Annotated in this window: 25 protein-coding genes, 1 other RNA gene and 1 riboswitch; of the genes, 15 read left to right on the forward strand and 11 right to left on the reverse strand. The window is 67.7% G+C overall.

What is annotated here, in order from left to right; all coding sequences use genetic code 11:
• Positions 1-65: 65 nt before the first annotated feature.
• Positions 66-1367 carry a phosphoglucosamine mutase gene (glmM, locus tag ABXG85_RS02690; protein ID WP_353512199.1) on the reverse strand — a complete coding sequence of 434 codons (1302 nt, stop codon included), beginning with the start codon at positions 1365-1367 and terminating at the stop codon, positions 66-68.
• 72 nt (positions 1368-1439) lie between these two features.
• On the opposite strand from glmM, the gene ABXG85_RS02695 reads away from it, so the two are divergent.
• On the forward strand, positions 1440-2072 hold the full coding sequence (locus ABXG85_RS02695) for an AzlC family ABC transporter permease (RefSeq protein WP_353512395.1): 633 nt from the start codon (positions 1440-1442) through the stop codon (positions 2070-2072).
• Positions 2069-2329, forward strand: coding sequence for an AzlD domain-containing protein (locus tag ABXG85_RS02700; protein WP_353512200.1), 261 nt, complete (start codon positions 2069-2071; stop codon positions 2327-2329). The genes ABXG85_RS02695 and ABXG85_RS02700 overlap by 4 nt, the downstream gene beginning before the upstream one ends.
• Here the strand turns inward: ABXG85_RS02700 and polA are convergent.
• The 3 genes from polA to aroE are packed head-to-tail and all read right to left on the reverse strand — an operon-like array spanning position 2326 to position 6182.
• Positions 2326-4818 (reverse strand): DNA polymerase I, encoded by a 2493-nt coding sequence (gene polA / locus ABXG85_RS02705; protein WP_353512201.1) that lies wholly within the window; start codon positions 4816-4818, stop codon positions 2326-2328. The genes ABXG85_RS02700 and polA overlap by 4 nt on opposite strands.
• A 3-nt stretch (positions 4819-4821) precedes the next feature.
• Positions 4822-5391 (reverse strand): IMPACT family protein, encoded by a 570-nt coding sequence (locus tag ABXG85_RS02710; protein WP_353512202.1) that lies wholly within the window; start codon positions 5389-5391, stop codon positions 4822-4824.
• Positions 5382-6182 (reverse strand): shikimate dehydrogenase, encoded by an 801-nt coding sequence (gene aroE / locus ABXG85_RS02715; protein WP_353512203.1) that lies wholly within the window; start codon positions 6180-6182, stop codon positions 5382-5384. Before aroE ends, ABXG85_RS02710 begins: the two co-directional genes overlap by 10 nt.
• A gap of 41 nt (positions 6183-6223) precedes the next feature.
• On the opposite strand from aroE, the gene ABXG85_RS02720 reads away from it, so the two are divergent.
• From ABXG85_RS02720 to ABXG85_RS02780, 13 genes are all read left to right on the forward strand, one after another.
• Positions 6224-7492: an NfeD family protein gene (locus tag ABXG85_RS02720; RefSeq protein ID WP_353512204.1), complete on the forward strand. Its 1269-nt coding sequence runs from the start codon at positions 6224-6226 to the stop codon at positions 7490-7492.
• Between the two features lies 1 nt (position 7493).
• Positions 7494-8471 carry a flotillin-like protein FloA gene (floA, locus tag ABXG85_RS02725; RefSeq protein WP_039456008.1) on the forward strand — a complete coding sequence of 326 codons (978 nt, stop codon included), beginning with the start codon at positions 7494-7496 and terminating at the stop codon, positions 8469-8471.
• On the forward strand, positions 8468-8848 hold the full coding sequence (locus tag ABXG85_RS02730) for a hypothetical protein (RefSeq protein WP_353512205.1): 381 nt from the start codon (positions 8468-8470) through the stop codon (positions 8846-8848). Before floA ends, ABXG85_RS02730 begins: the two co-directional genes overlap by 4 nt.
• Positions 8812-9807, forward strand: a complete 996-nt coding sequence (locus tag ABXG85_RS02735; protein WP_353512206.1) for a PhoH family protein — start codon at positions 8812-8814, stop codon at positions 9805-9807. Before ABXG85_RS02730 ends, ABXG85_RS02735 begins: the two co-directional genes overlap by 37 nt.
• A complete protein-coding gene (gene ybeY, locus ABXG85_RS02740) occupies positions 9785-10204 on the forward strand; it encodes an rRNA maturation RNase YbeY (protein WP_353512207.1) in 420 nt (139 codons plus the stop codon). The genes ABXG85_RS02735 and ybeY overlap by 23 nt, the downstream gene beginning before the upstream one ends.
• Positions 10159-10557: a diacylglycerol kinase family protein gene (locus ABXG85_RS02745; protein ID WP_353512208.1), complete on the forward strand. Its 399-nt coding sequence runs from the start codon at positions 10159-10161 to the stop codon at positions 10555-10557. Before ybeY ends, ABXG85_RS02745 begins: the two co-directional genes overlap by 46 nt.
• A gap of 4 nt (positions 10558-10561) precedes the next feature.
• On the forward strand, positions 10562-10924 hold the full coding sequence (locus ABXG85_RS02750) for a hypothetical protein (protein WP_353512209.1): 363 nt from the start codon (positions 10562-10564) through the stop codon (positions 10922-10924).
• Between the two features lie 63 nt (positions 10925-10987).
• Positions 10988-11458: a GreA/GreB family elongation factor gene (locus tag ABXG85_RS02755; protein ID WP_353512210.1), complete on the forward strand. Its 471-nt coding sequence runs from the start codon at positions 10988-10990 to the stop codon at positions 11456-11458.
• A complete protein-coding gene (gene lysS / locus ABXG85_RS02760) occupies positions 11455-12930 on the forward strand; it encodes a lysine--tRNA ligase (protein WP_353512211.1) in 1476 nt (491 codons plus the stop codon). The genes ABXG85_RS02755 and lysS overlap by 4 nt, the downstream gene beginning before the upstream one ends.
• A gap of 1 nt (position 12931) precedes the next feature.
• Positions 12932-13798: a cation diffusion facilitator family transporter gene (locus tag ABXG85_RS02765; RefSeq protein ID WP_353512212.1), complete on the forward strand. Its 867-nt coding sequence runs from the start codon at positions 12932-12934 to the stop codon at positions 13796-13798.
• Between the two features lie 54 nt (positions 13799-13852).
• Positions 13853-15508, forward strand: coding sequence for an acyl-CoA mutase large subunit family protein (locus ABXG85_RS02770; RefSeq protein WP_353512213.1), 1656 nt, complete (start codon positions 13853-13855; stop codon positions 15506-15508).
• Positions 15509-15518: 10 nt separating this feature from the next.
• On the forward strand, positions 15519-15947 hold the full coding sequence (locus ABXG85_RS02775) for a cobalamin B12-binding domain-containing protein (RefSeq protein WP_353512214.1): 429 nt from the start codon (positions 15519-15521) through the stop codon (positions 15945-15947).
• A complete protein-coding gene (locus ABXG85_RS02780; RefSeq protein ID WP_353512215.1) occupies positions 15944-16432 on the forward strand; it encodes a PaaI family thioesterase in 489 nt (162 codons plus the stop codon). Before ABXG85_RS02775 ends, ABXG85_RS02780 begins: the two co-directional genes overlap by 4 nt.
• On the opposite strand, the gene ABXG85_RS02785 is transcribed toward ABXG85_RS02780, so the two are convergent.
• The 7 genes from ABXG85_RS02785 to ssrA form a co-directional block, all read right to left on the reverse strand.
• Complete coding sequence (locus ABXG85_RS02785; RefSeq protein WP_353512216.1) at positions 16353-16730, reverse strand: hypothetical protein; 378 nt, start codon at positions 16728-16730, stop codon at positions 16353-16355. The two genes, ABXG85_RS02780 and ABXG85_RS02785, sit on opposite strands and share 80 nt — an antisense overlap.
• 52 nt (positions 16731-16782) lie before the next feature.
• Positions 16783-17697, reverse strand: a complete 915-nt coding sequence (locus ABXG85_RS02790) for an MBL fold metallo-hydrolase (RefSeq protein WP_353512217.1) — start codon at positions 17695-17697, stop codon at positions 16783-16785.
• 37 nt (positions 17698-17734) lie between these two features.
• Positions 17735-19849, reverse strand: coding sequence for a VWA domain-containing protein (locus ABXG85_RS02795; protein ID WP_353512218.1), 2115 nt, complete (start codon positions 19847-19849; stop codon positions 17735-17737).
• Positions 19850-19858: 9 nt separating this feature from the next.
• On the reverse strand, positions 19859-21058 hold the full coding sequence (locus tag ABXG85_RS02800) for a bifunctional 3,4-dihydroxy-2-butanone-4-phosphate synthase/GTP cyclohydrolase II (RefSeq protein WP_353512219.1): 1200 nt from the start codon (positions 21056-21058) through the stop codon (positions 19859-19861).
• Entirely contained in the window at positions 21058-21642 is a 585-nt protein-coding gene (locus ABXG85_RS02805) for a riboflavin synthase (protein WP_353512220.1), read from the reverse strand. Before ABXG85_RS02805 ends, ABXG85_RS02800 begins: the two co-directional genes overlap by 1 nt.
• Positions 21643-22776, reverse strand: a complete 1134-nt coding sequence (gene ribD / locus ABXG85_RS02810) for a bifunctional diaminohydroxyphosphoribosylaminopyrimidine deaminase/5-amino-6-(5-phosphoribosylamino)uracil reductase RibD (protein ID WP_353512221.1) — start codon at positions 22774-22776, stop codon at positions 21643-21645. It abuts the gene before it with no gap.
• 3 nt (positions 22777-22779) lie between these two features.
• Positions 22780-22900, reverse strand: a riboswitch (FMN riboswitch).
• 92 nt (positions 22901-22992) lie between these two features.
• Positions 22993-23343, reverse strand: a transfer-messenger RNA (tmRNA) gene (gene ssrA / locus ABXG85_RS02815).
• Between the last annotated feature and the right edge of the window lie 138 nt (positions 23344-23481).

Below are 23481 nucleotides of genomic sequence, written 5' to 3' on the forward strand. Positions count from 1 at the left end.
CGATTCCCTTACATCCTCGCCAATCCAGCATTACGATGTCAAAAGAGCAAGGAAAACCCCAACCCCTACCCCTGGTCCAGGGCCCGGACCAAGGCGGCCAGCTCCCGCGCCACCTCCTCTGCCCCCTCCTCCGCCTCCACCATCACCCGCACCAAGGGCTCCGTGCCCGAGGGGCGCACGTTCACCCGGCCCTTGCCCTGTAGCCTCGCCTCCGCCTGGGCCAAGGCCTCCTGAAGCCGGGGGTGGCCCATCACCTTGGCCTTGTCCGCCACCTTCACGTTGAGGAGGACCTGGGGGTACATGGGAAGCGCCTCGTACCAGTCGGCCAGGTCCCCGCCCAGGGCCTTTAGGGCCTTCAGGGCCATGAGGGCGGTGAAAAGCCCATCCCCCGTGGTGTGGTGGCGGCGGAAGATCACGTGGCCCGAGGGCTCCCCCCCGAGGTGGAGGTCCTTCTCCTTGAGCATCTCCAGCACGTAGCGGTCCCCCACCGCCGCCCGGTGGAAGGCGATGCCCTTTTGCCCCAGGGCCACCTCGAGGCCCATGTTGCTCATCACCGTGCCCACCACCCCCTGCTCCCCAAAGGCCAAGGCGGCCAGGTACAGGACGTGGTCCCCGTGGAAAAGCCGCCCCTTGCGGTCTATAAAAAGGGCCCGGTCCCCATCCCCGTCAAAGGCCACCCCCAGGTCCAACTCGAGCTCCACCACAAAGCGGCTCAACGCCTCGGGGTGGGTGGAGCCGCACCCCTTGTTGATGTTGCGGCCATCGGGGGTGTTGAAGAAGGCCATCACCTCGGCCCCCGCCCGTTGGAACAGCTTGGGTCCCACCCGGTACGTGGCCCCGTGGGCCAGGTCCAAGCCCACCCTTAGGCCCGAGAGGTCCGGGGCGTGTTCCAGGAGAAAGTCCAGGTACATCCGCTCCGCTTCCCGGAAGTCCCCCACGGTGCCGATGCCCCGGGTGGGGTGGGCCTCCTCCAAAAGGGCCTCTATGGCCTCCTCCGCCTCGTCAGGGAGTTTCTCCCCGTTGGGGCCGAAAAACTTGATGCCGTTGTCCTGGTAGGGGTTGTGGCTGGCCGAAATCACGGCCCCGGCGGTGGCTCCAAGCCGCTGGGTGAGGTGGGCCACCCCCGGGGTGGGAAGCACCCCCAGGTGCTCCACCCGCACCCCTTGGGAGAGGAGCCCCGCCGCCAGGGCCGCCTCCAGGAGGTCGGAGGACTCCCGGGTATCCTTGCCGAGGAGGACCACGGGCCTCTGCGTCTCCTGGCGAAAGTAGGCCCCTGCCGCCTGGCCTAACCTCAGGACGAACTCCGGGGTAAGGGGGGGCTTGCCCGCCTCCCCCCGCACCCCGTCGGTGCCGAAGTAGTGCCTCATCCGGCCCACTATACCCTACCCGCTTTATAAAATCCCCCCATGGCCGCCCTCCCACCCCCCACGCCAAACCCCTTGCGCCAGGGGCTTCTCGCCGCCTGGCCCGTGGCCTTGGGGTACTTCCCCGTAGCCGTGGCCTTCGGCATGGCCGGGGCGGGCGCAGGGCTTGCCCCGTGGGCCGTGCAGCTGCTTTCCCTGCTGATCTTCGCCGGGGCGAGCCAGTTCGCCTTCCTTGGCCTCCTTACCGAAGGCGCCTCACCCTGGCTCGCCGCAGGCGTGGCCCTTCTCCTCAACCTGCGCCACGCCTTTTACGGGCCAGCCCTCAGGCCTTACCTGGCGGGCCATCCCCTACTGGCCTTCTTCCTCACCGACGAGGTCTTCGCCGTGGCCCTAAAGTCCCTTCCCAGCCTGCCCCAAACCGCCCGCGCGGGGTTTTTCCTAGGCCTTGGCCTTGGCGCTTACCTGGCCTGGAACCTGGGCACCCTCCTGGGCGTCTTGTGCGCCGCAAGGCTCGAGGGGCTCCCGGCGGCGGGGGAAGGGCTTTCCTTCGCTTTGCCCGCCCTCTTCTTGCTCCTCGCCCTGCCCCATCTGCGGAACCCCGTGGCCCTGGGCGCCGGGCTTCTGGCCTTCGCCCTCCACCTCCTGGGCCAGACCGCCTGGGGCCTCGTCTTGGCGGGCGTCTTGGGCTTCTTGTGGAGGCGGCCTTGACCCCCATCCTGGTTCTGGCCCTGGGCACCTTTCTCCTCCGCTATCTCCCCTGGCGGGGGGAAAGGGGCCCTTCCCCCGGCCAGGCGGGGCCCGCCTTGGTGGTGGCCCTCTTCCTGGTGTCCGCCTTCGGGCCGCCCCCTTCTTGGCTTTGGGCCAAGACCCTGGCCGCCCTCCTTGGGGTCTTCCTCGCCTGGCGGCTTTCCCGCCACCTAGGGCTCAGCGTCCTCCTGGGGATGGCGGCCTACGCCCTCCTCTAACCCTTGGCGGAAAGCCAATCCTCCCCGATGCCCACCTCCACCTCCAGGGGTACCGCCAAGGGCCAGACCCCCTCCATGACCGCCTTGGCCAAGGCGGCCACCTCCTTCGCCCGCTCCTTGGGGGCCTCCAGCAGGAGCTCGTCGTGCACCTGAAGGAGCATCCTCGCCCCCACCTCCTTAAGGCGGGGGAAGAGCCGCACCATGGCCAGCTTCATCAGGTCGGCGGCGGTCCCCTGCACGGGCATGTTGAAGGCCATGCGCTCCGCCGCCTCCCGCACGCTCTTCACCCGGGCGTTGAGATCCGGCACGTAACGCCTGCGGCCGAAGAGGGTTTCCACGTACCCCCGGGTCCGGCCTTCCTCCAGGGTCCTTTCGATCCAGGCCTTCACCTTGGGGTAGCTTTGGAAGTAGCGGGCGATGAAGGCCGCCGCCTCCTCGTAGGGGATGCCGAGCTCCTGGGAAAGGCGGTGGGCGGACATGCCGTAGAGGACGCCGAAGTTGATGGTCTTGGCCGCCCGGCGCATCAGGGGGTCTATGGCCTCCGCCGGCAGGCCGAACATCCAGCTCGCCGTCTGGGTGTGGATGTCCCGGCCCTCCTGGAAGACCCGGATGAGGTTCTCGTCCCCCGAAAGGTGGGCGAGGACCCGGAGCTCTATCTGGCTATAGTCCAAGGCCACTAGGCGAAAGCCCTCCTCCGCCACGAAGGCCTTGCGGATCTTTTGGCCGAGGGGGGTGCGCACGGGGATGTTCTGCAGGTTGGGGTCGGAGCTGGAAAGGCGGCCCGTGGCCGTGGCCGTTTGGTTAAAGCGGGTGTGGAGCCGCCCCGTCTTGGGATGGACCAGGGCGGGAAGGGGATCGATGTAGGTGCCCTTGAGCTTGGCCAACTCCCGGTACTGAAGAATCTTGTCCACGATGGGATGGGCCTCCCGCAGGGCCTCCAGCACCGCGGCGCTGGTGGAGCGCTTGCCGGTCTTTTCCGTTTTGCCGATGGGGGGAAGCCCCAGCTCGTCAAAGAGCACCCGTTCCAGCTGGTCGCGGGAGTTCAGGTTGAAGGGGTGGCCCGCCAGGCGGAAGACCTCCTCCTCCAGCCGGCGCATCTCCGCCGCCACCTCCAGGGAAAGGGCCTTGAGGTAGGCCACGTCCAGCCTGACCCCCGTGGCCTCCATGTGGGCCAGGACCCGGGAAAGGGGCTTTTCCACCTCCTCGTAAAGCCAAAGCAGCCTCTCCTCGCCCTGCAAGCGCCCAAGAAGGTTGGCGTGAAGCCGCTCCGCCAAGAGGGCCCGCTCCCCGGCGTCCTCCGTCCACTCCCCCCCGTAGCGCCGGGCCACGCCCTCCGGGGTGGTGTTGGAGGGGTCGAGGAGGTAGGCGAGGAGCATGGGGTCGTCCGTAGGGGGGAGGTCCACGCCCTCCCGTAGGGCCAAGACGGCCAGGTCCTTGGCCAGAAGCCCCCGCACCTCCTTCAGGCCCCGTAAGGCCCCATAGGGGTCCTCCGCCCGAAAGACCCGGCCCGAGGCGCTCGCCGCCAGGGCCAAAAGCTCCGCCCACATGGGCTCGGGCCGGGAGAGGCGGTAGCCCAGGAAAGCCCCTTCCGGGGGGGGCCAAGGGGCCTCCTCCGCCGGAAGGGGGCTTTCCAGGAGGCCGAACTCGTGAAGGAGGCTTCCGAACTCCAGCCGCTCCAAGAAGGCCTTGAGCCCTTCCCGGTCCGGCTCCCGCCGCTTCCGGAAGTCCACCTCCAAAGGGAGGTCCGTGCGCACCCGGGAAAGCTCCCGGGAGAGCTTCAGGTCCTCCAGATGGGCCAGGATCTTCTCCCGCACCGAGGCGGGCTTCACCTGGTCCAGGTTCTTGAGAAGGTTTTCCAGGCTCCCCCACTCCTTCAGGAGCTTCAGGGCGGTCTTCTCGCCAATTCCCCTCACCCCGGGGATGTTGTCGGAAGGGTCGCCGGCCAGGGCGCGGAAGTCCACCCACTGCTCCGGGCTCAGGCCGTACTTCTCCCAAAGCCACTCCGGGGTGATGCGGTGGCCCTCGGGGTGGAGGACGGAGATCCGAGGGGAAAGGAGCTGGAAGAGGTCACGGTCGGCGGTGAGGATCTGGACCTCGTAGCCCTCCGCCTCCGCCTTCTTGGCCAAGGTGGCCAGGACGTCGTCCGCCTCAAAGCCCGGGACCTCGAGGCGCTCCAAGCCCAAAAGGTCCACCAGCGCCTTCATAAGGGCGAGCTGCCGGGGAAAGTCCTCCGGGGTGGGGGCCCGGCCCGCCTTGTAGGCCTCGTAGGCCTCGTGGCGGAAGGAGGGGGCCTTGGCGTCAAAGACCACGATGACCACGTCCCCATCCTCCTTAAGCGCCTTGAGCAGGCTTTTGGCGAAGCCGTAAACCCCCTGCACCGGCTCGCCCCGGCTCGTGGTGAGCCCCTTGAGGGCGAAGAAATTGCGGTAGGCCAGGTGGTGCCCGTCCACCAGGAGCACCCGGCCCTTGGGTTCAAATAGGGGAAGCATCCCTCACATTCTACGGGCCTTCCCCCGGGTGGCCTCTCCTAGGGCCTCCTCCAGGGAGGGGAGGGCTTCCTTGGGAAGCCTTAGGCGAAGGAGGACCCCTTCGGGGCTAGGGCTTTCCCCCACCACCTTGTCCCGCACCAAGGGATAGGCCCGGCCAAGCTCGGCGAAGGGGACGAGGAAGGTGGCCTCCACCCATTCCACCCGGGGCACCTTCGTCCCCCGCCGAAGCGCCTCCGCCGCCACCCCCCCATAGGCCCGCACCAGCCCCCCGGCCCCGAGCTTCACGCCGCCAAAGTAGCGCACCACCAGGACCACCACCCCATCCAGCCCTTGCGCCTCTATGGCGTGGAGGATGGGCTTTCCCGCCGTCCCTGCGGGCTCCCCGTCATCGGAAAAGCGGTAAAGGGGGCCGATTTTGTAGGCGAAGCCGTTGTGGGTGGCCGCCTCCTCCCGGTTCTGCTCTAAAAAGGCCCGGGCCTCCGCCTCCGAGGCCACGGGGGCCGCCTTGGCGATGAAGCGGCTTTTCTGAATGGTTTCCTCGTAAACCACCGGTCCGGCCAGGGTCAGGCGCATGGCTCCCCCAAGGCGTGCAAGGCCGCTTTCTCCATGCCCTGGGGATCGGGGAGAAGGCCCGTCCAGATGCGGAAGGCCAAGGCCCCCTGCCAGGCCAGCATGGGAAGACCAGTCTGCACCCGTAGCCCCCGGGCCTGGGCCTCCTTGAGAAAGCGGGTCCAAAGGGGCCTATAGACCAGGTCCACCGCCGCGCCCTCCTCGGGGAAGAGCTCTTCGGGAAGGGGGGTGGCCTCGGGCTCGTCCAGGCCCACCCGGGTGGCGTTCACCAGGAGCCTGGCCCTCCTGGCCCACGCCAAGGGCACCGCCTTCAGGCCGAACTCCGCCGCCAAGGCCTCGGCCCGCTCGGGGGTGCGGTTCCAAAGCCAGACCTCGAGGCCCGCCTCCCTGAGCGCCCAGGCCACCCCCCGCCCCGCGCCTCCCGCCCCCAGCACCAGAGCGGGGCCCTGCAAGGGGATCCCCCCCGCCTCCAAGGCGGCGAGGAAGCCAGGGGCATCGGTGTTAAAGCCGAAAAGCCGCCCCTGAAGGTTCAGCACCGTGTTCACTGCCCCGATGGCGCGGGCCTCCGGCGCCACCCAGTCCAAAAGGTCCAACGCCCGCTCCTTTAGCGGGATGGTCAGGTTTACCCCGCGGTAGTCCCGCCGCACCTCCTCCAAGCGGTGGGGCAGGGCCTCCAAGGGGGTGTCCAGGGCCTCGTACTTCCCCATTAGCCCCAGGGTTTCCAGGGCATAGCGGTGCATGGCCGGGGAAAGGGAGTGGGCCACGGGGTGGCCCAAAACGGCGAGGCGCAGCATCCTCCTCAGGATAGCCCACCCGCCCGCCAAGCCCGTATAGAATGAGGGCGGTGAAAAGGCTTTTGGCCCTAGCCTTATTGCTCCCCCTGGCCCTGGGAAAGACCTACCTCATCCCCATCCAAGGGGAGATCGACCCGGCCCTGGCGGTCTTCGTGGAAGAGGCCCTCTCCCGGGCGGAGCGGGAAGGGGCAAGCGGCGTGGCCTTTCTCATCGACACCCCTGGCGGGCGGGTGGACGCCGCCATCCGCATGGCCGACCGCATCCTGCAAACCCCCCTCCCCACCCTGGCCGTGGTGCAAAACGCCTTTTCCGCCGGGGCCCTCATCGCCCTCGCCTGCCGCCAGATGGCCATGCTCCCCGGCTCGGAGATCGGGGCCGCCCTGCCCCTGGTGGCCCCGCCCTTAGGCCAACCCCAGGCGGCGGACCAAAAGGTGGTCTCCGCCCTCAAGGGCAAGTTCCGCGCCGTGGCCGAGGCCAGGGGGCGGCCCGTGGAGCTGGCCGAGGCCATGGTAGACCCCAATGTGGAGGTCCCGGGCCTTTCCGCCAAGGGCGAGCCCCTCACCCTTTCCGCCGAAAAGGCGGTGGAGCTCAAGGTGGCGGACTTCAAGGCGGCCAGCCTGGCCGAGGCCTTGGCCCAAGCGGGCTTCAGCCGCGAGGTGGAGCGCCTGGAGCCGGGACCCCGGGTGCAGGTGGCCCGCTTCCTCACCAGCTCCACCGTGGCGGGGCTCCTCCTCGCCCTCGGGCTTTTGTTCCTCCTCCTAGAGCTTTTCACCCCAGGGTTTGGCGTCATGGGAGCCTTGGGCCTGGCCCTTTTGGCCCTCTACTTCGCCGGAGGTTGGCTTGCGGGGCTTTCCGGGGCCTTTGAGCTCCTCCTCTTCTTCCTGGGGGTGGGCCTCCTTTTGGCGGAGGCCTTCCTCTTTCCCGGCTTTGGCCTGGCGGGGGCCTTGGGGGTGGGGTCCATCTTGGCCTCCGTTTACTTCACCTTCGGGGAAAATGCCCTTCTCGTCATCGCCATTGCCGTGATCGCCCTGGGGCTTGGCCTCTTGCTGGTCTTCCGCTACCTGCCCAGGACCCGGCCCGCCCGGGCCTTGGTGCTGGAAAGCGCCATCGCCGAGCACGCCACGGAAGAGGTGGTGGAGGTGGGCTCGGTGGGGGTGGCCCTCACCGACCTCCGCCCGGGAGGCGTGGCGCGGTTTGGCAACAAGCGGGTGGACGTGGTGGCCCACCGCGGCTTCATCCCCAAGGGGACGAGCATCCGGGTGGTGGAGGTGCGGGGGCCCACGGTGTTGGTGGAACCTTTGGAGGAATAGTATGGAAGGACTCGGCGTGCTCTTCCTGGCCTTTTTGGTCCTCGTCTTCGTCTTTTTGTTCTTTAGCTTCATCCCGGTGGGGCTATGGATCTCCGCCTGGGCGGCAGGGGTGCGGGTGCCCCTTCTGACCCTGGTGGCCATGCGCCTTAGGCGCGTGCCCCCGGCCAAGATCATCTACCCCCTCATCAAGGCCACCAAGGCGGGGCTGGATGTGCGGTTGGACCGCCTCGAGGCCCACTACCTGGCGGGGGGCAACGTGGACCGGGTGGTGGACGCCCTCATCGCCGCCGATAAGGCGGGCATCAAGCTCACCTTTGACCGGGCGGCGGCCATAGACCTGGCGGGGCGAGACGTCTTGGAGGCGGTGCGGGTTTCCGTGAACCCTAAGGTGATCCAGACCCCCATGGTGGCCGCTGTGGCCAAGGACGGGATCCAGCTCCTCGCCACCGCTCGGGTTACGGTGCGGGCCAACATCGACCGCCTGGTGGGCGGGGCCGGGGAGGAAACCATCATCGCCCGGGTGGGGGAAGGCATCGTCACCACCATCGGCAGCGCCAACTCCCACAAAGAGGTCCTGGAAAACCCCGACCGCATCTCCAAGACCGTTCTGGAAAAGGGTCTGGACGCCGGCACCGCCTTCGAGATCCTCTCCGTGGACATCGCCGACGTGGACGTGGGCAAGAACATCGGGGCCCAGCTCCAGATCGACCAAGCGGAGGCGGACAAGAAGATCGCCCAGGCCAAGGCGGAGGAGCGCCGGGCCATGGCCGTGGCCGCCGAGCAGGAAAACCGGGCGTTGGTGGAGGCTATGCGGGCCAAGCTGGTGGAGGCCCAGGCCCAGGTGCCCTTGGCCCTGGCGGAGGCCCTGCGCAAGGGCAACCTTGGGGTCATGGATTACTACCGCTTGAAGAACATCGAAGCGGACACGGACATGCGGGAGTCCATCAGCCGTGCCGCCAAACCCGAGGGTGAGGAATGAGCCTGGACGACCTTTTGGGCCTGCTTTTCCTCCTCTTCTTCATCGTGATCCCCGCCCTGCAGGGCCTCAGGCGCGCGCCCTCCACCCCCCCAAGCTTCCCCGAGGACCTGCCCCTACCCGAGCCCTTGCCCAGGCCCAAACGCAAACCGAAACCCAAGCCCGTCCTGCCCCCAAGCCCCCCTCCCGCCCGGGAAGGGGAAAGCCTGGAACGTATCCAAAGCCCTGAACGGGAGCGCCTGGAGGTGCGCTTCCGCGAGGAGGTAGCGGAGGAAGCCAAGCAAAAGCCCGCTCAGAAGCGCCTTCTTACCACGGACCGCAAAAGCTTGCTCAAAGGGGTGATATGGCACGAAATCCTGAAGAAGCCCAAAGGCTTGTGATCCCCCTAAAACCCGAGGAAACCCTGGCCTTTTTAGGCCAAGCGGACCGGAACCTAAAAAAGCTAAGGGCTCTTTTGCGGGAGGCCTTTGGGGACCGGCTCAAGCTGGTGGCCCGGGGCGAAGGGGTGGAGCTTTCCGGCGACCCCGAGGCGGTGGCGGTGGCGGAACGGGCCGTGCGGGACCTCTTGGCCCTCCTACGGCAAGGGGCCGAGCTGGACGAGCCCACCCTGGAACAGGCGGTGGCCCTAGCGCAAGGGGGGGAAGGCCTCTACCAGGCCACCACCCCGGAAACCGAACTGGCCCTCCCCGGGCGCCTCCGCCCCAAGACCCCGGGGCAAAAGCGCTACGTGGAGGCCATCGCCAAGCACGACATCACCTTCGGCATCGGGCCCGCAGGCACGGGCAAGACCTACCTGGCGGTGGCCATGGCGGTGAGCCACCTCAAGGCGAGGCGGGTGAAGCGCATCGTCCTCACCCGGCCGGCGGTGGAAGCGGGGGAAAAGCTGGGCTTTTTGCCAGGGGACATCCAGGCCAAGGTGGACCCCTACCTCAGGCCCCTGTACGATGCCCTCTTTGACATGATCGACGCCGAGCGCTTTGAGCAGTACCTACAGGCCGGCATCATTGAGGTGGCACCTTTGGCCTTCATGAGAGGGCGCACCTTGAACGACGCCTTCATCATCCTGGACGAGGCGCAAAACACCACCCCCGAGCAGATGAAGATGTTCCTCACCCGCATGGGCTTCTCCTCCAAAATGGTCATCACCGGGGACGTGACCCAGATTGACCTGCCCAAGCACCAGAAGTCGGGCCTCATCGAGGCCACCCGTATCCTCCGGGGCATTGAGGGCATCGCCTTCATCTACTTCAAGGAGTCCGACGTGGTGCGCCACCCCCTGGTGGCCCGCATCATCAAGGCCTACGAGGAAGCCGAGCGTGGTGGAGATCGTAGCCAATAAGCGCCCCCCCAGGGGCCTTAAGCCAAGGCTCCGCCGCGCCCTCACCGCCCTCATGGAGGAGCTGGGGGTGGGGGACAAGGCGGTGACGGTGATCTTAAGCGGGGACCGCCGCCTTAAGGCCCTCAAGCGCCTTTGGTGGGGGGAGGACGAGGCCACGGACGTCCTTTCCTTTCCCCACTACGAGCCCGGGGACCCCTTCGTTCCCCCCCACCTGGGGGACATTTGGATCAGCCTGGACACCGCCAAGCGCCAAGCGGAAGCCCGGGAGGCACCCTTGGAGGAGGAAGTTTTGGTCCTGGCGGCCCATGGGCTATGGCACCTTTTGGGCCACGACCACCAGAAGGAGGAGGATTGGGAGGGGTTCCGCCGCGTCCAAGAGAGGATCCTCGCCCTCTAAAAGGGGTGGTGCGCTCCTTTGGCTACGCCTGGGAGGGCCTGGTCTACGCTTGGCGCGTGCAGCGGAACTTTCGTATTGAAGTGCTCTTAGGCCTTTTGGCGGTGGGCCTGGCCCTTTGGCTTGGGGTGAACCCGGTGCCGATCCTCCTCCTGGTGGCCCTGGTCCTCTCCCTGGAGCTTCTCAACACCGCCCTCGAGGCCCTCACCGACCTGGCAAGCCCCGTCTACCACCCCCTGGCCAAGCGGGCCAAGGACACCGCGGCGGCGGCGGTCCTCCTGGCCAGTCTCCTCGCCTTCCTCACGGGGCTTTGGCTCTTCCTCCCCCCCCTTCTCGCCCGCCTTGGGCTAAGCTAAGGCCATGGACCACGAAGAGCGGGAGATGATCCTGGAGCTCTTTCCAGGCACCTCTCCTGAACTCCTCCCCCTGGGGGAAATCCTCTACTACCGGGATGGGGAAGGCCGGGTGGTGATCCTGGAAAAAGGCCCCCCGGAGCTCCGCCTGGAACTGGAACCCCTACCCAGCGCCGCCCACGGCCCCCAGGTGTGCGAGGCCTGCCGCCGCCACCTCTCCGGAAGCGCCCTGGGCTTCTTCCGCCACCCCGTGGGGGGCAGGGACACCCACTTGCGCTACCTGGTCCTCTGCCTGGACACCGCCTCCTGCGCCAGCCACGCTGAGCCGGAGCGTTTGAGGGAAATCCTCCTTCGCGGTATACTCACCTGAGAAGGGGGCCCTTGGGCCAAGGAGGTCGGCTTTAGCCGGCCTCCATGACTTACGAGGTGAGCTATGGCGCGCGAGGTGAAGCTAACCAAGGCCGGCTACGAGCGGCTCATGAAGCAGCTGGAGCAAGAGCGGCAGCGCCTCCAGGAGGCCACCCAAATCCTGCAAGAGCTCATGGAGTCCTCCGACGACTACGACGACTCCGGGCTGGAAGCGGCCAAGCAGGAGAAGGCCCGCATCGAGGCCCGCATCGACTCCCTGGAGGACGTTCTTTCCCGGGCGGTGATCCTCGAGGAGGCCACCACCGAGGTCATCGGCTTGGGCTCCGTGGTGGAGCTGGAAGACCCCGTGACCGGGGAGCGGCTGGAGGTGCAGGTGGTCTCCCCCGCCGAGGCCAGCGTCCTGGAAACCCCCATGAAGATCTCCGACGCCTCCCCCATGGGCAAGGCCCTCCTGGGCCACCGGGTGGGGGACGTGCTGGCGCTAGAAACCCCCAAGGGCAAGAAGGAGTTCCGGGTAGTGGCGGTTCACGCATGAACGAGCAGACGCGCCAACGCCTTCTCAACCTGGAAGCCCTGGTGGAGGCGGGCTTTACCCCCTACCCTTACCGCTACCCCAAGACCCATAGCGCCCAGGAACTCCTAAAGGCCAAGGCCGGCGCTCCCCCGGAAACCGAGTGGCCGGAAGAGGTGTCCCTGGCGGGGCGCCTCGTGGCCTTAAGGCGGATGGGCAAGGTTACCTTCGCCCACCTCCTGGACGAAAGCGGAAAAATCCAGCTCTACTTCCAAAAAGACCTCACCCCCCAGTACGAGCTCTTGAAGAAGCTGGACGTGGGGGACATCCTGGGGGTAAAGGGCACCCTGTTCACCACCAAGACCGGGGAGGTCACGGTCAAGGTCCTCTCCTGGACCCCCCTGGTGAAAAGCCTCCATCCCTTGCCGGACAAGTGGCACGGCATCCGGGACAAGGAGGTGCGCTACCGCCAGCGTTACCTGGACCTCATCGTCAACCCCGAGGCGCGGGAGGTCTTCCGGCGGCGCACGGCCATGGTGCGCTACATCCGCCGCTTCTTTGAGGAAAGGGGCTTCCTGGAGGTGGAAACCCCCATCCTCCAACCCACCACGGGGGGCGCCGAGGCCAGGCCCTTCAAGACCTACCACAACGCCCTAGACCACGAGTTCTATCTGCGCATCTCCTTGGAGCTCTACCTCAAGCGGCTTCTGGTGGGGGGCTTTGAAAAGGTCTTTGAGATCGGCCGCAACTTCCGCAACGAGGGCATCGACCACAACCACAACCCTGAGTTCACCATGCTGGAGGCCTACTGGGCCTACGCCGACTACCAGGACATGGCCGCCTTGGTGGAGGAACTCCTTTCCGGCCTCGTCCTCCACCTCTTCGGGAGCTACCAGGTCCCCTATCAGGGCCGCATCCTGGACTTCACCCCGCCCTTCAAGCGCATCTCCTTTGTGGAAAGTCTGAAGGAGAAAGCCGGCCTCCCCTTTGACCCCCTGGACCTGGACCGGCTTCGCCTCTGGGCCGATGCCCACCACCCTGAGCTCGCCCAGGTCCCCAGCTACAAGCTTCTGGACAAGCTCTTCGGCCTTTACGTGGAGCCCCACCTGCAAGACCCCACCTTCGTCTTCGACTTCCCCCTGGCCATCAGCCCCCTGGCCAAGCGCCACCGGGAAAAGCCCGGCCTCACCGAGCGCTGGGACCTCTACGCCGCCGGGATGGAGCTCGCCCCCGCCTACTCCGAGCTCAACGACCCCTTGGACCAACGGGAGCGCTTCTTGGAGCAGGCAAGAAGGCGCAAGGAAGGGGACGAGGAAGCCCCCGAGCCCGACGAGGACTTCCTCTTGGCCCTGGAACACGGCATGCCCCCAGCGGCGGGGCTCGGTCTGGGCCTGGACCGCTTGGCCATGATCCTCACCGACCAGCCCTCGCTAAGGGACGTGCTCCTTTTCCCCCTCCTCAAGCCCAAACGGGAGCTGGCGGAAGAAGAGGCCTAAGGTGGCGGAGCGGGCCGCCTGGGTTAGCTTTTTGGTGGCCCTTCTGGTTCTGGGGCTCAAGGCTTTGGCCTACCTCCTCACGGGCTCCGTGGCCCTCCTTTCCGACGCCCTGGAGTCCACGGTGAACGTGGCCGCCGCCTTGGCGGCCCTGGCCGCCATCCGCTTGGCGCACAAGCCCCCAGACGAAACCCACCCCTTCGGCCACACCAAGGCCGAGTACTTCTCTGCGGTGCTGGAAGGGGCTTTGGTGGTGGTGGCCGCCCTTCTCATCGCCAAAGAGGCCTTGCCCCGCCTCCTCAAGCCCATGCCCTTGGAGGGCTTAGGCCCGGGGCTTGGGGTGAGCCTGCTCGCCACAGGCGTAAACGCCCTTTTGGCCGTACACCTCCTCAAGGAGGGCCGCCGCCACCGCTCCCCCGCCCTCACCGCCGACGGCTACCACGTGCTTTCCGACGTCCTCACCTCCTTGGGGGTCCTGGCCGGGGTGGGGCTCGCCGGGCTCACGGGGTTCTGGCTTTTGGACCCCCTTCTCGCCCTCCTGGTGGCGGGGAATATCCTGCTCATGGGCTTCCGCCTGGTGCGGCAGTCCGTGGGCGGGCTCATGGACGAAGGGCTCTCCCCGGAAGAGGTGGAGCGGATCCAAAGCGTCATCCAGGCCCACCTAAAAGGGCGGGCTCTGGAGGTGCACGACCTCAAGACCCGCCGTGCCGGACCCAAGAGCTTTTTGGAGTTTCACCTAGTGGTACCGGGAAAGACCAGCGTGGAGGAGGCCCACCGCCTCTGCGACGAGCTGGAAAGGGCCCTGGAAGAGGCCTTTCCCGGGCTTTCCGTCACCATCCACGTGGAGCCGGAAAGCGAACGCCAGGCGTAACGCTCTTTTCCCCCGACGCAAAAAAGCGTAAACTTTAGGGCAAAGGGAGGGCCCATGCGCAAGAAGCACGACTGGCTCAGGGAGACCTACCAGAAGAGCCTGGAGAAGATGCCCGAGAGGCCCGTGGCCCACCGCACCCTCTCGGACATCGCCCCAGAGCCCCTCTACACCCCCGAGGACATCGGCGTCCTGGACCCCGAGTACGAGGAGAAGCGGGGCTACCCCGGGGAGTACCCGTTCACCCGGGGGGTCTACGGCTCCATGTACCGCTCCAAGCTGTGGACCATGCGGATGTTCGCCGGCTTCGGCACCGCCGAGCAGACCAACGAGCGCTTCAAGAAGCTCTTGAAGGCGGGCCAGACCGGGCTTTCCGTGGCCTTTGACCTCCCCACCCTCATGGGCTACGACTCCGACCACCCCCTCTCCAAGGGGGAGGTGGGGAAGTGCGGGGTGGCGGTTTCCAGCCTGGCGGACATGGAGATCCTCTTTGACGGGATCAACCTCGAGGAGGTCACCACCTCCATGACCATCAACAGCCCCGCCAACGCCATCTGGGCCATGTACCTGGCGGTGGCCAAGAAGAAGGGCTACGACTGGAAGAAGCTCGGGGGAACCATCCAAAACGACATCCTCAAGGAGTTCATCGCCCAGAAGGAGTTCATCTTCCCTCCCGAGCCCAGCGTGAAGCTGGTCATCGACACCTTCGAGTGGGGGCCCAAGAACGTCCCCAAGTGGAACTTCATCTCCGTTTCCGGCTACCACATCCGGGAAGCCGGAAGCACCGCCGTGCAGGAGCTGGCCTGGACCTTGGCGGACGGCTTTGAGTACGTGGAGGCGGCCCTGCAGCGGGGCCTGGACGTGGACGAGTTCGCCCCTCGGATCAGCTTCTTCTTTGACGTCCACAACGACTTCTTTGAGGAGATCGCCAAGTTCCGCGCGGCGAGGCGCATCTGGGCCAAGGAGATGCGCCACCGCTACGGGGCCAAGAACCCGCAAAGCTGGATGCTCCGCACCCACGCCCAGACGGCGGGCGTCTCCCTCACCGCCCAGCAGCCCTTGAACAACATCGCCCGGGTGGCCATCCAAGCCCTGGCGGCGGTGCTCGGGGGAACCAACAGCCTCCACACCGACGCCTACGATGAGGCCCTGGCCCTGCCCACGGAGGAAAGCGCCACCATCGCCCTAAGGACCCAGCAGATCATCGCCTACGAGACGGGCGTCACCCACACCATTGACCCCTTGGCGGGGAGCTACTACGTGGAGTGGCTCACCGACGAGATGGAGCGCCAGGCCATGGCCATCATCGAGGAGATCCGACGCATGGGCGGCGTGGTGCGGGCCATTGAGGAGGGCTACTTCCTGCGGGAGCTGGCCGAGGCCAGCTACCGCTACCAGCAGGAGGTGGAGCGGAAAGAGCGGATCATCGTGGGGGTGAACGCCTTCACCGACGAGATCCCCCTCAAGGTTCCCATCCAGCTGGTGGACCCCGAGGTGGAACGGGTGCAGGCGGAGCGCCTAGCCCGCGTGCGGCGAGAGCGGGACCCCAGGCGGGTGGAGGAGGCCCTGGCGGGGTTGCGCCGGGCGGCGGTGGAGGGGCAGAACACCATGCCCCACTTCGTGGAGTGCGCCCTGGCCTACTGCACTTTGGGGGAGATGATGGACGTGCTCAGGGAGGTCTACGGTACCTACCAGGAGCCCGCTTACGTGTAGGAGGCTTACAATGCAAGGGATGGACCGGCGCATACGGGTGCTCATCGCCAAACCGGGCCTGGACGGGCACGACCGGGGAGCCAAGGTGGTGGCCCGGGCCCTTAGGGATGCGGGAATGGAGGTGATCTACACCGGGCTTCGGCAAACCCCCGAGATGATCGTCTCCGCCGCCATCCAGGAGGACGTGGACGCCATCGGGCTTTCCATCCTCTCCGGGGCGCACATGCACTACTTCCGCGAGGTGAAGCGCCTTTTGGACGAGGCGGGGGCTTCGGACATCCTCCTTTTCGGGGGGGGCATCATCCCCGACGAGGACGTGCCCAAGCTCAAGGAGCTCGGGGTGGCGGCGGTCTTCGGCCCCGGCACCAGCACCCAGGACATCGTGGACTTCCTAAAGCAACGGGTACCCGAGCGCTGGAGGGCCCAGGGGCTGGCATGAAGGCCATCCAGCTCTACTACCCGCCGGAATGGGCCCACTGCTACGGGTGCGGCTACCTGAACGCCCACGGCCTCCACATCAAGACGTACTGGCAGGCGGAGCGGGGGGAGAGCGAAACCCGCTTCACCCCAAGCCCCTACCACACCGCCATTCCTGGCTTCGTCTACGGGGGGCTCCTCGCCTCCTTGGTGGACTGCCACTCCACCGCCACCGCCGCCGCGGCCAAGGCAGCGGCGGAAGGGATTAGCCTCGAGGCCCACCCCTTGCGCTTCGTGACGGCAAGCCTGAAGGTGGACTACCTCAAGCCCACCCCCTTAGGGCCCGAGCTCCTCCTGGTGGGCCGGCCCCAAGAGGTCAAGGGCAAGAAGGTGGTGGTGGCCACCGAGCTCTACGCCGAGGGCGTCCTCACGGTTCGGGGGGAGGCGGTTCTGATATCGATCGGCGAGGAGTTCGGGCGTTCCAAATCCGCTCCAGGTGGTGGATAAGCTGGCTCACCTCGGAGGCCCGCTCGGAGCCCATGAGGCTAAGCTCCAACCAGGCCTCCTCCAGCACCCTTTTGGCCCAGAGGAGCTCTTCTTCGGGGAAGGCTTGCCCCAAGAGGTATTCCCGTACTTTCCAACGGAGGGCCTCCTTTTCCCCCTGCAGGTGCTGCACCAGCTGCCTAAGCCGCCACACCTCTAGGGTGAGCTGGTCGATCTTCTCCTGCAGGGGCCTCTCCCACTCCCGCCTCCGCTCGATCTCCGCCCGCATGCGGCGTTCCAGCTCATCGTCCCAGTGAAGCATGGCTTAAGGTTAAACCCCTTCCGCTTTAGGCCGTGTGAGCTTTGCACACCGCCTAGAACTCGAAGAAGGCGGGGACGAAGGCGTACCCCTCCCCTTCCCGCCGGAGGTGGCCCACGGCGGGCCAGGGGAAGTGGTAGGCGGTGATGAGGGCCTTTTCCTCGCTCACCTTTTGGAAGAGCCGGGCCCGGGTGCGCACCACCCCCTCCTTGTCCATGTCAAAGCCCAGATAGGCCTGGGGGAAGCGCAGGGAAAGGAGGTAGTGCCCGGCGGCGTCGCCGAAAACGAAAAGCCTTTTCCCCTCCGAGAGGACCTCGAGGCTCATATGCCCTGGAGTGTGCCCATACGAGGCCACCGCCCTCACCCCGGGCAGGATCTCCTCCCCGTCCTCCACGGGGCGGATGCGGTCCCTTAGGGGCAGGAGGGCCCGCTCCACGGCGGGGGTGGGGTTTTTCAGCCAGTAGTCCAGATCCACCTGCCCCATGAGGTGGGCCGCCTGGGGGAAGGCCGGCCTTCCCGCCCCGTCCACCAGCCCCCCGATGTGGTCGGGGTGGCCGTGGGTGAGGAAGACGTGGGTGATGTCCTCAGGGGCGTAGCCGGCAAGCTCCAGATGGGCCAAAAGCCTCCCCCCCGCCGCCGCCCCCCGGCCCGTGTCCACCAGGAGCCTAGCCTCCCCCAGGTCCAGGAGGACGGGGTTGAAGTTGTTGCGGGTGGCGTCCGGGTTGAGGAAGTTCTCCTCCAGGGTGCGGCGGAAGGCCTCCTGGAGCTCCGGGTTCGCCCCCCAGTTGGGGAGAAGGGGCCCCGGGGCCGACTGGCCGTCGGAGAGCACCGTGACCGCTATCCGCCCCAGGGCGAAGCGGTAGAACCCACCCCCGTTCACCCCCTTGGGGGAGCGCCCCTGGCCCCAGGCGGGGGAAAGCCCCACCATAAGAAGCCCGCCCGAAATCCCGATAAACCGCCTGCGGTCCATACTGACCCCCTTCCCCATCAGGCTAAGGGAGGCTTTCCTAGGGGAGTGTGCCCCGGCTCACCCGGGCCTCCCAGGCCCGCTCCAGGAGGAAGAGGAGGAGGGCGGCCAGGAGGAGGTAAGGCCTTAGGGGAAGGGGCCTTCGGGGCGGGGCGGCCAGGTCTTCCAGCCGGAGAAGCCTGCCCCCGCTCGCCTCCGCCATGGCCCTCAAGGTGGCCTCCCCGTCCCGAGGGGTCCACTCCCCGGGCAGGGGGAGGGCCAAGGGGATGCGCCGCTTGCCGTCTAGCAACACCCCCGAGGCCTCCACCCGGGCCTCAAAGCGCAGGGCCCCCGTGGGCACCATGGGGATCTCCTGGCCCTCCACCCAAAGCCTAGGGGCCTCCAACCGCCCCAAGGCCACCACCCGCACCCCCTCCCCCTCGGGGTAGGCCTGAAGGGCCAGGACCCGCCCCGCCCCCAGGAGGTAGCGGGCAAGCCCCCCGAGGAAGGCGGAGGCCTCCGCCCAGTCCCGCCAGGAGCGGGAGAGGTCCGTGGCCAAGGCGGCCACCCGCCCCTCGCCCCTTTCCCCCACGGCCAGGACCGCCCGCTCCCCGCTTTTCAGGAGCACCTCGGCCCACGGCTCGGCCCGGGCCGGGAGGAGCACGGAAAGGGGGGGGAAGGCAAAGCCCTCCGTGAGGGGGTGGGGGAGGGCCTGAAGGGGAAAGCGCCCCTCCACCGCCTCCTGACCGAAGACCTCCTGCCCCTCCCGGAGGAAAAGCCGGGGAAGCTCCTGGGCCGTGGCCGCCCGGTAGAAGCGGCCCCCGCCCCGCCGGGCGAGGTCTTCCAGGAAGGCGGCGTCCGCATCGGCCCCTAGGGCGATGGTGGAAACCTCCATACCGGCGCTTTCCGCCAGGGCCAAAATGGGCTCCTTGGGGTCGGAGAGGAGGCCATCCGTGAGGACCAAAACCCCCTTGCGCCCCACGGGCACCCCTTGGAGAAGCCGCACCGCCTCCCGGAAGGCCCCGCCCAGCACCGTACCCCCGCCCGCCCTCAAGGAGAGGAGGAGGCCTTCCGCCTCCTTCTTGGCCCGGTCGGTCATGGGCCTTGGGGGGAAGAGGACCTGGGGCCTCGAGGCGAAGGCCACCACCCCCAGGTAGTCCTCGGGGGCGGCGCTCCTCACCAGTTCCAAGGCCGCCGCCACCGCCAAGGCCAGCTTCTCCCCCTCCATGCTCCCGGATACGTCCAGCACCAAGACCATGGCGGCCCCCACCCGGCCCAAGGGCTTTAGGGGAAGCTCCTCGGGCAAGGCCCGGTCCCAGCCCCCGAAGAAAAGCCCCTTGGGGGTGGCGGTGAACAGAAGCCCCCCGCCCCGCCGCAGGTAGTCCCTGAGGGCCTCCGCCGCCCCTTCCGGGAGGTCCAGCACCCCCAGGCCCACCGCCACCAGGTCCGCCTCCAGGGGGAGGCTAAAGGGGCCCTCCAAGACCTGGAAGCCCTGGGCCCGGAGGTGGCGGGCCAGGGCCGGGTCCCCCAGGACCAGGGCCCGGGCCTGGTCCGCCGGGGCCACCGCCACCTGGGCCTCGCTCCTCCCCCAAGGGCCCACCGCCTCCGACCGCACCTCCGCCCTTTGCCAAAGGGGAAAGGTATAGGTGAGGGCCTGCACCCCCTCCACCCGGACCTCCCGCTCCCACACCCCCCCGGGCCCCTCCACCCGGAGGCGGGCCTCCGTGGGGACGGGGGCCTCGAGGACCACCCGCACCCCCACGGTCTCCCCCAGGAGGGGAAAGGGGGGTGGAAGAAGGCGTACCGCCACAAAGGCCCTTGGGGGCACGTAGAGGGCGTCCAGGGGAAGAGGGGAAGGCACCGGGGGGAAAAGCCCATCCGAAACCAAGACCACCCGGTCCGCTCCCAGGCGCAAGGCCGCCTCCAGGACCCGCCGCACGTCCGTCCGCTCCCCTAGGTCCAGCCGCCGGGCCAAAGGGGAAGGAAGCCGCACCACCTCCTCGGCGAAGGCCAGGTAGACCCCGTCCCTCGGAAGCTTGGGGGCCAAGCGGAAGACGCTTTCCCGGGCGGAAGGGGAAAAGTCCAAGAGGTACGCCACCCGCCCCCTTAGGGGGAGGCGGGGGTCCAGGAAGGCCAACAGGAGCAAAAGGAGGACCAGGGCCCTTAGGAGCCCCATGTCCCCATGCTAGTCCATGAGGTGGCCCAGCTTTTCCTTTTTCGCCTGCAGGTAGCGCTCGTTGAAGGGGTTATCCCCGGCCCGCAAGGGGATGCGCTCCACGATCTCGATGCCGAAGCCGGAAAGGGCCTTCACCTTACGGGGGTTATTGGTCAAAAGGCGCATCTTCCGCACCCCAAGGTCGTAGAGGATCTGCGCCCCCACCCCGTAGTCCCTTAGGTCCGGGGGAAAGCCCAAGGCCAGGTTGGCCTCCACCGTGTCCAGGCCCTCGTCCTGCAGGTGGTAGGCGCGGATCTTGTTGATGAGGCCAATCCCTCGCCCCTCCTGCCGCAGATAGACCAAGACCCCTTTCCCCTCCTGGGCGATGCGTTCCAAGGCCAGGTCCCGCTGGAAGCCGCAGTCGCACCTCAGGGAGTGGAGGGCGTCCCCCGTGAGGCACTCGGAGTGCATGCGCACCAAGACCGGCTCCCCCTCTTCCCAGCTCCCCATGACCAAGGCGGCGTGTTCCTCCCCCGTCAAGGTGTCCCGGTACCCCAGGATGCGGAACTCCCCGAAGCGGGTGGGGAGAAGGGCCTCCGCCTCCCGGCGCACATAGAGGTCCCCCTTCTCCAAGCGGTAGCGGATGAGATCGGCGATGGTGCCCACCTTCAGGCCGTGCGCTTGGGCGAAGCGGAGGAGGTCCGGCAGGCGGGCCATGGTGCCGTCCTCCTTGAGGATCTCGATGAGGCTCCCCACCGGGGTGAGCCCAGCGAGGCGCAGGAGGTCCACCGTGGCCTCGGTGTGCCCGGCGCGGCGCAACACCCCACCGGGACGGGCCACCAAGGGGAAGATGTGCCCCGGGCGGCGGAAGTCCTGGGCGGAAGCCTCGGGGTCGGCCAACAGCCTAATGGTGGCCGCCCGCTCGTGGGCGGAGATGCCGGTGGTGGTGCCCCGGGCGTCCACGCTCACCGTGAAGCGGGTGCCCTGAGGGTCTTGGTTCTTCTCCACCATGAGGGGCAGGTCCAAGGCCTTGGCCCGCTCCTCCGTAAGGGCCACACAGAGGAGGCCCCGGCACTCTCGGAGCATGAAGTTCACCCACTCCGGGGTCACGTGCTCCGCCGCCATGATGAGGTCGCCCTCGTTCTCCCGGTCCTCGTCGTCCACCAGGATCACCGGGCGACCCTTTCGCAGTTCCTCCAGAAGCTCTTTGACGCTCGCCAATCCTTCCATCACGCCCTCCCAAGAAGCCGCTCCACGTAGCGGGCGATGAGGTCCACCTCCAAATTCACCCCATCCCCCACCCGAAGCCTCCCCAGGTTGGTCACCCGAAGGGTGTGGGGAATGAGGGTAACCCAAAAGGCCTCCCCCTCGAGGCCCGCCACGGTAAGGGACACGCCGTTCAAGGCCACGCTCCCCTTCTCGGCGATGTAGCGGGCGAGGGGCCTGGGGGGCCGGAAGAAGAAGTCCTTAGCCCCCGGGGCCTCCCGCACCCCCACAAGCTCCGCCACCCCGTCCACGTGCCCGGTGACGAAGTGCCCCCCAAGCCTATCCCCCACCCTTAGGGCCCGTTCCAGGTTGGGCCGATGCCCCACCCGCCAGGTGGAAGCGGTGCGGCGCAGGGTTTCCTGGGCGAGCTCCACCCAAAACCCCTCCCCGTCCACCGCCACCGCCGTGAGGCAGACCCCGTCCACCGCCACCGAGTCCCCCACCTTTAGGTCGGTGAGGACCTCCTGTGCGGCAACCCGGACCCGAAGGAAAGGGCCTTCCTCCACCCGCACGATCTCGCCGGTTTCCTCCACCAGTCCCGTGAACACTCACACCTCCAGGTACCCTTCCAGCCAAAGGTCTTCCCCAAGCCACTCCCGCCGCACCAGGCTAAGCCGAAAGGCCTCCTCCATCCTGGGGACGGCCACCCCTTCCAAAAAGCCCCTTCCCTCCCCCAGGAGCTTGGGGGCCAGGAACAGGGCCACCTTGTCCACCAAGCCCCGGGCGAGAAAAGCCCCGGCGAGCCTCGGCCCCCCTTCCAGGAGGACCCCGTCTATCCCCTCTTCCCACAAGAAGGCCAAGGCCGCCTCCGGGCTTACCCGCCCCCTTTCCCGGGGAAGCTCCACCACCCTGGCCCCTGCCCGCTCCAGGGCCAAGACCCGCTCCTTAGGAGCGCCCTCGCCCACCAGGACCAGCACCCGGGCGGGCTCGCCTCGAGGCCCCGGGGCGAAGAGGCGGGCGGTGGGGGGGGTGCGGGCCTCCGTGTCCAGCACCACCTTTAGGGGGTCCCGCAAGGGAGGGGGCTCCAGCATGTGGGGGAAGGGGCGGAAGTCGGGATAGCGCACGGTAAGGGCAGGGTCGTCCTGGAGCACGGTGCCCACCCCCACTGCCACCGCCGGGAGCCACTGGCGGTAGGCGTGGGCCACCCGGCGGCTCGCCTCGGAGGAAACGTAGCGGGCGTCCCCGGATAGGGCCGCCACCTTCCCGTCCAGGGTGAGGGCCGCCTTGAGGAGAACGAAGGGCCTCCCCTTCCTTTGCCCGGTAAAGAAGGCCTCGTTTTGGAGCCTGGCCTCCTCCGCCAAAAGGCCCTCCTCCACCTGGAGGCCCGCCCGCCTTAAGCGCTCCAATCCCCCCCGGGCAATGGGGTTCTCGTCCCGCGCCGCCACCACCACCCGGGCCACCCCCGCCTGCAGGAGGGCCAAGGAACAGGGAGGGGTGCGGCCAAAGTGGTCGCACGGCTCGAGGGTCACGTACGCCGTGGCCCCCCGGGCCTTCTCCCCCGCCTGCCGCAGGGCAAACACCTCGGCGTGGGGCTCCCCCGCCTTGGGGTGGTACCCCTCGCCCACGATCTGGCCTTCCCGCACCAGCACCGCCCCCACCAAAGGGTTGGGGCTGGTGTGGCCGCGGGCCCGTTCCGCCAGTTGCAAGGCTCTACGGAGAAAGCGCTCGTCCAGTTCGCGCAAACGGCCCTCCTTCTCCCATCCGGACTTTCACCGTCGGCCCCGGAATTTCACCGGGTCGGGCCCCAAGGGGGCTTCGCGGGCTTTCACCGCCGGTGGGGACTTCCACCCCGCCCCGAAGGAGGTGCCCAAGGCACCCACCTCACTTTATCAAGACCCGCCGGGAGGTGTGTCCTTTGCCACCCAATAAGGTTGGGGCGCCCCATGGGGCGCCCCTTTTGGTGGAGGTGGGGGGAGTTGAACCCCCGTCCGAAGGTCCCTACGGCGGGCGTCTACGCGCGTAGTCCGCGTTTTGGGTGTCCTCCTGGCTTGGCCCGCGGACGGGCGACCAGGAGCGAGCCCCGTTAAGCTTCGCCTCGGGCTACGGAGCCTTGCCCTCGGCTAGCCGGGTTTCGTGTCCCCGCTTCCGGCGAGCCCCCGGCGGGGCTTCCGGGCGAGGTCGCGGTCATTAAGCCGCGAGGGCGTAAGAAGGCTTGTTGGCCTTTATTCTTTTGCGGGTTTTTACGAGGCCACCCGCACCTCGGCGCGCAGCCACACCCTCGGCGACCCCCGTCGAGACCGTTCACCCCCTTGATGGACCGGGTTCGGACCGGCAACCTTGAGTGTACCAGGCTAAAGGGGTTGTAGTCAAGGGCCCCTTGGGTGTACACTGAGCCCAGTGCTCCCAAGGGAGGGGGGTGGGTGTAAGCCCACCCTTCCTTTGTGAAG

It is taken from the genome of Thermus sp. LT1-2-5 (assembly GCF_040363165.1).
Taxonomy (GTDB): Bacteria; Deinococcota; Deinococci; order Deinococcales; family Thermaceae; genus Thermus.

Bases quoted from the DNA above. Each gene is read 5' to 3' on its own strand.
- ABXG85_RS02730 (WP_353512205.1), top strand. From the start codon at position 8,468: ATGAGCCTGGACGACCTTTTGGGCCTGCTTTTCCTCCTCTTCTTCATC.
- ABXG85_RS02755 (WP_353512210.1), top strand. From the start codon at position 10,988: ATGGCGCGCGAGGTGAAGCTAACCAAGGCCGGCTACGAGCGGCTCATG.
- aroE (WP_353512203.1), bottom strand. From the start codon at position 6,182: ATGCTGCGCCTCGCCGTTTTGGGCCACCCCGTGGCCCACTCCCTTTCC.
- polA (WP_353512201.1), bottom strand. From the start codon at position 4,818: ATGCTTCCCCTATTTGAACCCAAGGGCCGGGTGCTCCTGGTGGACGGG.
- floA (WP_039456008.1), top strand. From the start codon at position 7,494: ATGGAAGGACTCGGCGTGCTCTTCCTGGCCTTTTTGGTCCTCGTCTTC.
- ABXG85_RS02770 (WP_353512213.1), top strand. From the start codon at position 13,853: ATGCGCAAGAAGCACGACTGGCTCAGGGAGACCTACCAGAAGAGCCTG.
- ABXG85_RS02780 (WP_353512215.1), top strand. From the start codon at position 15,944: ATGAAGGCCATCCAGCTCTACTACCCGCCGGAATGGGCCCACTGCTAC.
- lysS (WP_353512211.1), top strand. From the start codon at position 11,455: ATGAACGAGCAGACGCGCCAACGCCTTCTCAACCTGGAAGCCCTGGTG.
- ABXG85_RS02795 (WP_353512218.1), bottom strand. From the start codon at position 19,849: ATGGGGCTCCTAAGGGCCCTGGTCCTCCTTTTGCTCCTGTTGGCCTTC.
- ABXG85_RS02800 (WP_353512219.1), bottom strand. From the start codon at position 21,058: ATGGAAGGATTGGCGAGCGTCAAAGAGCTTCTGGAGGAACTGCGAAAG.
- ABXG85_RS02710 (WP_353512202.1), bottom strand. From the start codon at position 5,391: ATGCGCCTGACCCTGGCCGGACCGGTGGTTTACGAGGAAACCATTCAG.
- ABXG85_RS02750 (WP_353512209.1), top strand. From the start codon at position 10,562: ATGGACCACGAAGAGCGGGAGATGATCCTGGAGCTCTTTCCAGGCACC.
- ABXG85_RS02790 (WP_353512217.1), bottom strand. From the start codon at position 17,697: ATGGACCGCAGGCGGTTTATCGGGATTTCGGGCGGGCTTCTTATGGTG.
- ABXG85_RS02735 (WP_353512206.1), top strand. From the start codon at position 8,812: ATGGCACGAAATCCTGAAGAAGCCCAAAGGCTTGTGATCCCCCTAAAA.
- ABXG85_RS02720 (WP_353512204.1), top strand. From the start codon at position 6,224: ATGAGGGCGGTGAAAAGGCTTTTGGCCCTAGCCTTATTGCTCCCCCTG.
- ABXG85_RS02785 (WP_353512216.1), bottom strand. From the start codon at position 16,730: ATGCTTCACTGGGACGATGAGCTGGAACGCCGCATGCGGGCGGAGATC.
- ABXG85_RS02775 (WP_353512214.1), top strand. From the start codon at position 15,519: ATGCAAGGGATGGACCGGCGCATACGGGTGCTCATCGCCAAACCGGGC.
- glmM (WP_353512199.1), bottom strand. From the start codon at position 1,367: ATGAGGCACTACTTCGGCACCGACGGGGTGCGGGGGGAGGCGGGCAAG.